Here is a 6,239-nt window from a genome sequence, read left to right on the forward strand (position 1 = left end):
CGCTGCCGCTGATCACATTGTCGATAACGCGACAATTCGGGTTTGAACTTCAGCGCATGCGGATTACCTTATCCGCATGCGCTGTTTTCGTTTCGCGACCTTGATTCTCGGCACTGCCCTTCTCGCCACGCCCGGTTGGGCGCAGGCGCCCGATGCGGTAGCTCCCTCCCCGGCTCCCGAGGCGACGGCACCTTCGCCCGCTCCGCAGGCGGAAGCCCCAGAGCCCGCCAATCCGCTTGATCCGCTGTTCGAGGCGCTGAAGCGCGAGCGAAACCCGGAAAAGGCGCGCGGCATTGCAAGCCAGATAGCCGCCGAGATGAGCGATTCCGGCAGCCCCACCGTCAACCTCTTGATGCAGTGGGCTTCCACCGCCGCGGAGGAGAAGCGCAACGCCGCCGCGCTCGATTTCCTCGATCGGGCAACGCTGCTGCAGCCGGCCTATACGGAGGCCTGGAACCGCCGCGCCACCCTGCATTACACCATGGGCAACAAACGCAAATCCATGGGCGACATCAACGAGGTGTTGAAGCGCGAGCCTCGCCATTTCGGCGCGATCGCCGGCATGGCTGCGATCCTCACCGAGGCCGGAGAGGATGAACTCGCTCTCAAGGCCTGGGAACGCTATCTCGAAGTCTACCCTGCCGATCGCGATGCGCAGGAGGCGGTGACGAAAATCTCCGAGAAGCTTGCGGGCAGCAGGACGTAACAACCGGCCGCTGCTATATTGCCTTCCATGCTCCTCCTGCCTCTCGTTTTCGCCGGCCTGATCGCAGCCGCCTTCGGCTTCTCCGCCTGGAAGGCCTCCGCCATTGAGGCCGAATTCCCGAATGCAGGCGAACTCGTGGACGTGGGCGGGTTTTCGATGAACGTGCTGCACGTCCCCGCCCGCGCCCCGGCGGAGTGCCCGCCGATCGTCTTCATCCATGGCGCAAGCGGCAATCTCAAGGATCAGGAGACCGCTTTCCGCAGGCCGCTTGAAGGCCGCGCCGAACTTCTTTTCGTCGATCGCCCCGGCCACGGCTATTCCGAACGCGGCGGGCAGGAGAACGGCTTTCCGGATGGGCAGGCGGCGGCGATCGCAAGGCTGATGGAGAAGCGCGGCATCGGGCGCGCCATCATCTGCGGCCACTCCTTCGGCGCGGCGATCGCCGCGAGCTTCGCCCTTCATCATCCGGAAAAGACACTCGGCCTCCTCCTTCTTGCGCCCGCCACGCATCCTTGGCCAGGTGATATCGATTGGTACTACAAGCTCGCCAGGCGCCCCCTTTCGGGCTGGCTCTTCAGCCGCCTGCTTGCGCTGCCGGCTGGACTGGCGCTGATCGAGAGCGCCACCCGCTCCGTCTTCCACCCCAATCCGCGACCCGAGACATATCTTTCGGAAGGCGCGCCGGCTCTGGTGCTGAGGCCCAGGGCATTCCGTCACAATGCGATCGACGTGGCCAATCTGAATGAATACGTGACCCGCGTTTCGCCGCGCTACCGCGAGATCACGGCTCCGACGATCATCGTCACCGGAGACAGCGACGCCATTGTTGCCGAGGAAATCCACTCGCGCGGCCTCGCCCGCGATATCGCCGGTTCCGAACTTGTCTTCATCCGCAATCTCGGTCACAAGCCGGATTACATGGCGACCGACGTGGCAATCGCGGCAATAGAGAAACTCTCCGGGTTCGAGCGGGACCTTGAGGCCGCCGCGCGCATTGCCGAAGCGAGGCTCGCCCCTCGTGCAACGGAACTCGAGCCGATCATCGACCTTTCGATCGAAAAGACCTCATAAAGAAATGGACCCGCCGGATCGCTCCGGCGGGTCCTTTTCTTGAACCAGGCTTGTGTTTAAACGCCCGTCTGGCCGTCCGAGCCGATATAGGCGATACGCAGCATGTTGGTGGCACCGGGAGTTCCGAGCGGCACGCCCGCCGAAATGATGATCCGGTCTCCCGGCTTGCCGAAACCTTCCGACACAACGATGCGGCAGGCCCGGTTGACCATGTCATCGAGATCAGTGGCGTCATGCGTGACGACGCAATGCAGGCCCCAGCAGATGGAAAGCCGCCGCGCCGTCTGGATGATCGGCGAAAGCGCGATGATCGGCACCTGCGGCCGCTCGCGCGCGGCGCGCAGGCCAGTCGTGCCGGACGAGGTATAGGTGACGATTGCCGAGAGCTTCAGCGTTTCGGCGATCTGGCGGGCGGCAAGCGAGATGGCATCCGCCCCCGTCGCCTCCGGCGTGGCGCGCTGGGCATAGATGATGGTCGGATAGAGCGGGTCCTGCTCCACCTGGCTGGCAATGGCCGTCATCATCGAGACCGCCTCGACCGGATACTGGCCCGAAGCGGATTCGGCCGAGAGCATGATCGCATCGGCGCCTTCGAAAACGGCGATGGACACGTCCGAAACTTCGGCGCGGGTCGGAACCGGCGCGGTAATCATCGATTCCAGCATCTGGGTGGCCACGACGACCGGCTTGCCGGCGCGCCGACACAAGCGGGTCAACTGCTTCTGGATGCCCGGAACGGCTTCGATCGGCATTTCGACGCCGAGATCGCCGCGCGCCACCATGACCGCATCGGAAAGCTCGATGATCTCGTCGATGCGCTCCAGGGCCTGGGGCTTCTCGATCTTCGACATGATGCCGACGCGGCCGCGGGCGATCTTGCGCACTTCGGCAAGGTCGTCCGGCCGCTGCACGAAGGAAAGCGCCACCCAGTCGACTTCGTCCGTAGCCAGCACGGCGTCGAGATCGACGCGGTCCTTGTCGGTCAGCGCACCGACGGGAAGCAGCGTATCGGGCAGGCTCACGCCCTTGCGGTCGGAAATGCCATTGCCGGCGATGACGGTGCAGACGATGCTCTTGCCGTCCGTCTTTTCGGCCTTGAGCGTCAGCTTGCCGTCGTCGATCAGCAGTCGGTGGCCCGGTTTGACGGCTTCGAGAATTTCCGGATGCGGAAGGAAGACGCGGGTTTCGTCGCCCGGCTCGTCGCGATTGTCGAGCGTGAAGGTCTGCCCGGGCGCCAGCGCAACCTTGGTCGCGGCGAATTTGCCGACGCGCAGCTTCGGCCCCTGGAGGTCCGCCAGAATGCCGATCGGCCGGCCCGAGCGGGCTTCCACGGCACGGATGCGCTTGATCAAGCTACGCATCACGTCATGGCTGGCATGGCTCATGTTGATGCGGAAGAGGTCGGCGCCTGCCTCGTGCAGTTTCTGAATCATCTCCTCCTCGGACGAGGCGGGACCCAGCGTCGCGAGGATTTTCACTTTACGATTACGCTTCATCAATTCTGGCCTTCCTGCGTAGCAGGCGTATCGGAAAGCTGGACCATCCAGCTTCCCTGTCGTCCGGTGTCGTATTCCTTGAAGCCCATCCGCTGATAGCCGCGGGCAAAGCAATCCTGAACACCGCCGATCTTGAACTCGTTTTCGGCGACGCACATGTTCACGTCGCCCGTCCAGCGGCCGCCGCGGGCGGCATCCTCCGCGTAAAGGTAGTAGTAGCGGGATTTCAGCTCGCCCTCGATCAGCGTGGCGCAGGTGGAGGCCGGCACCTGCCACCAGCCTTCGGTGGTCCAGCCTTCCTCGGCCCGGTAGCCGATCGCGACACCGACCAGGTTCTGGGTCCCGTTGCAGACGCGGAAATCCGCATGCGCGGCATCGGCAATAAAGAGGGGCGCACCGAGCGCCGCCGCGAATGCCAGTGCCGGGAAAGTTGAGAAGGAGCGGATGGGAAAAACGGAGGATCTCTTCGACACGGTTTCCGATGGGACTCCATGGTTATTCGTGAGAGACTTTCTTCGCGCGACAGGTTCCGAAAGTCAACGAAGGTCTAATCGATTATAGGCTTCTTCCCGGTGGAACACCTTCATGCGAACGCAGCTTGCGCCGGCATCGCCCCCGTGTCATCAACACCGATCGGTTCGGGACTTCGGGATTACCTTTTCCACATATGCAGGACTTCATTCCTTTCGAAATCATAGAAGGCGATTATGACAGCGGCATGGTGCTCCTCGCCGACCATGCGATGAACCGCCTGCCGCAGGCCTATGGAAGCCTCGGCCTGCCCGACGAGGCCTTCCGGCGTCATATCGCCTACGACATCGGCATAGAGGGCCTGACGCGCAGGCTCGCCGCCACGCTGAACGTGCCCGCCGTGCTGGGCTGCTTCTCCCGCCTGCTGATCGATCCGAACCGCGGCGAGGATGACCCCACCCTCGTCATGAAGATTTCCGACGGCGCGATCGTTCCCGGCAATTATCCGATCACCGATGAGGAATGGAATTTTCGCCTCGATACCTATCACCGCCCCTATCACCGCGCGGTGGAGAGAACGCTCGCGAAGGCGGGCGCATCCGGCCGGGCGCCGCTCGTGCTCTCGCTGCATTCCTTCACGCCGGCCTGGAAGGGCGTGCCCCGCCCCTGGCACGCCGCCGTGCTATGGGACAGCGACCATCGTGCCGTGCTGCCCTTCCTGGAACTCCTGCGTCAGCCCGGCGATATTCTGGTCGGGGACAACGAGCCCTATGACGGCGCGCTGCGCGGCGACACCATGTACCGGCATTGCATGACGTCCGGCACGCCGCATGCGCTCCTGGAGGTTCGGCAGGATCTGATCGGCGACGAGGCCGGCATCGAAGCCTGGGCGGAACGGCTTGCGCCGATCTTTGCCACGCTCAACGCCGATCCCGCCTTGCACGAATACAGAGTGTTTCCCTCGCGTACCGGGCCGTACCCGGCGTGAAAATCTCCACCAGTCCGAACCCGAGGATGCTCAAAAAGCCGCATTCGGCGTGAACAAACCCGCGCATGGTTGATCTGTCGGGGATTCGCCCTTGACCTTGCGGCGGCTTTTCGGCAGTTGACGACCACTCATTCGAATTTTCAAAGATCAGGAGACACTCGATGTCTGATGCACATGGCGTCGCCCGCGACCAACTCCGCGCATTTGTCGAGCGCATCGAACGGCTGGAAGAAGAAAAGAAGACGATCGCCGACGACATCAAGGACGTCTATGGCGAGGCGAAGTCCATGGGCTTCGACACCAAGATTCTGAAAAAGGTTATCGCGCTTCGCAAGAAGGACGAGCAGGAGCGCATGGAAGAGGACCTGATCCTCGATACCTATCTGCAGGCGCTCGGCATGATCGAGGCACCGCAGGACCAGGACGCCGCCTGATCGGCACGCGCCCCATCCGATACCTTCAACCCGCCGGGCTTCCCGGCGGGTTTTTGTTTGCCTCGCGCCCCTGAACTCTTGAAGCTTAGCCTCGCTCCACCCGGCTTGCGGCAAGCTTGAGAAAAATATTTGCATCTGCCCGTTTTCTTTGCAGTTTTCTTTCCTTCGAAGCTTCCCATTTTCTGCGATGTATGCGCCACCATCTGCCAGCTTCGAAAGGATTAATGAAATGAGTTGGTTGAAAACCATTGCCGCTGCCACGCTGATCCAGGCGGCAGCCCTGATGCCGGCGCTCGCTGGCGAAAATCTCGCCGCCATCAATTCCGCCGGCGCCATCAAGATCGGCACCGAAGGCACCTATGCGCCCTTCACCTATCATGATGCGACCGGCAAGCTCGTCGGGTTCGACGTCGAGATCGGCGAGGCGGTCGCCGCGAAGCTGGGCGTCAAGGCCGAGTTCATCGAGGGAAAATGGGACGGGCTGATCGCCGGCCTCGACGCCAAGCGTTACGATGCGGTCATCAATCAGGTCGGCATCACCGAGGCTCGCAAGCAGAAGTATGACTTCTCCGAGCCCTATATCGCCTCGAAGGCCGTCCTGATCGTCCGGGAAGACAACGAGGACATCAAGGGCTTTGCCGATCTCAAGGGCAAGAAGTCTGCCCAGTCGCTGACCAGCAATTTCGGCAAGCTCGCCGAACAGGCCGGCGCCGAGCTCGTCGGAACGGACGGCTTCGATCAGTCCATCCAGCTCGTGCTGACGCGCCGTGCCGATGCGACGATCAATGACAGCCTCTCCTTCCTCGACTTCAAGAAGCAGAAGCCCGACGCGCCGGTGAAGATCGCCGCCGAGCAGGAAAACGCCGAATATTCCGGCATCATCATCCGCAAGGAAGAGCCGGAGCTTCTGGAAGCCATCAACAAGGCGCTGGCCGACATCAAGGCCGACGGCACCTACCAGAAGATATCGGAAAAGTATTTCGGACAGGACGTTTCGAAATAGGTTGAAGTGTCCTGCGGGTTTCCCGCGCAACCAACATGAACTATTAGTTCGATGCGTCCGGCCGCCGGGC

The 6,239-nt window shown here is 62.4% G+C and carries 7 protein-coding genes; 5 read left to right on the forward strand and 2 right to left on the reverse strand.

What is annotated here, in order from left to right; all coding sequences use genetic code 11:
* The first annotated feature begins 76 nt into the window (after nt 1-76).
* Entirely contained in the window at nt 77-706 is a 630-nt protein-coding gene (locus tag ACE04I_RS19420; RefSeq protein ID WP_046794631.1) for a tetratricopeptide repeat protein, read from the forward strand.
* Nucleotides 707-733: 27 nt separating this feature from the next.
* Nucleotides 734-1,777: an alpha/beta fold hydrolase gene (locus ACE04I_RS19425; protein ID WP_046794632.1), complete on the forward strand. Its 1,044-nt coding sequence runs from the start codon at nt 734-736 to the stop codon at nt 1,775-1,777.
* 56 nt (nt 1,778-1,833) lie between these two features.
* Here ACE04I_RS19425 and pyk read toward each other — a convergent pair whose 3' ends face one another.
* A complete protein-coding gene (pyk, locus tag ACE04I_RS19430; protein WP_046794633.1) occupies nt 1,834-3,273 on the reverse strand; it encodes a pyruvate kinase in 1,440 nt (479 codons plus the stop codon).
* On the reverse strand, nt 3,273-3,692 hold the full coding sequence (locus ACE04I_RS19435) for a DUF1036 domain-containing protein (protein WP_245282099.1): 420 nt from the start codon (nt 3,690-3,692) through the stop codon (nt 3,273-3,275). Before ACE04I_RS19435 ends, pyk begins: the two co-directional genes overlap by 1 nt.
* A gap of 248 nt (nt 3,693-3,940) precedes the next feature.
* On the opposite strand from ACE04I_RS19435, the gene ACE04I_RS19440 reads away from it, so the two are divergent.
* The 3 genes from ACE04I_RS19440 (at nt 3,941) to ACE04I_RS19450 (ending at nt 6,169) form a co-directional block, all read left to right on the forward strand.
* Nucleotides 3,941-4,732 (forward strand): N-formylglutamate amidohydrolase, encoded by a 792-nt coding sequence (locus ACE04I_RS19440; protein WP_082118339.1) that lies wholly within the window; start codon nt 3,941-3,943, stop codon nt 4,730-4,732.
* 161 nt (nt 4,733-4,893) lie between these two features.
* Nucleotides 4,894-5,166 carry a DUF2312 domain-containing protein gene (locus ACE04I_RS19445; RefSeq protein ID WP_046794635.1) on the forward strand — a complete coding sequence of 91 codons (273 nt, stop codon included), beginning with the start codon at nt 4,894-4,896 and terminating at the stop codon, nt 5,164-5,166.
* A 229-nt stretch (nt 5,167-5,395) separates the two neighbouring features.
* Nucleotides 5,396-6,169: an amino acid ABC transporter substrate-binding protein gene (locus ACE04I_RS19450; protein WP_046794636.1), complete on the forward strand. Its 774-nt coding sequence runs from the start codon at nt 5,396-5,398 to the stop codon at nt 6,167-6,169.
* The last annotated feature ends 70 nt before the right edge of the window (nt 6,170-6,239 follow it).

Source organism: Rhizobium moroccans, from assembly GCF_057559155.1.

Coding starts and splice junctions, on each gene's coding strand:
- ACE04I_RS19420 (WP_046794631.1), top strand. CDS start 77: ATGCGCTGTTTTCGTTTCGCGACCTTGATTCTCGGCACTGCCCTTCTC.
- ACE04I_RS19425 (WP_046794632.1), top strand. CDS start 734: ATGCTCCTCCTGCCTCTCGTTTTCGCCGGCCTGATCGCAGCCGCCTTC.
- pyk (WP_046794633.1), bottom strand. CDS start 3,273: ATGAAGCGTAATCGTAAAGTGAAAATCCTCGCGACGCTGGGTCCCGCC.
- ACE04I_RS19440 (WP_082118339.1), top strand. CDS start 3,941: ATGCAGGACTTCATTCCTTTCGAAATCATAGAAGGCGATTATGACAGC.
- ACE04I_RS19445 (WP_046794635.1), top strand. CDS start 4,894: ATGTCTGATGCACATGGCGTCGCCCGCGACCAACTCCGCGCATTTGTC.
- ACE04I_RS19450 (WP_046794636.1), top strand. CDS start 5,396: ATGAGTTGGTTGAAAACCATTGCCGCTGCCACGCTGATCCAGGCGGCA.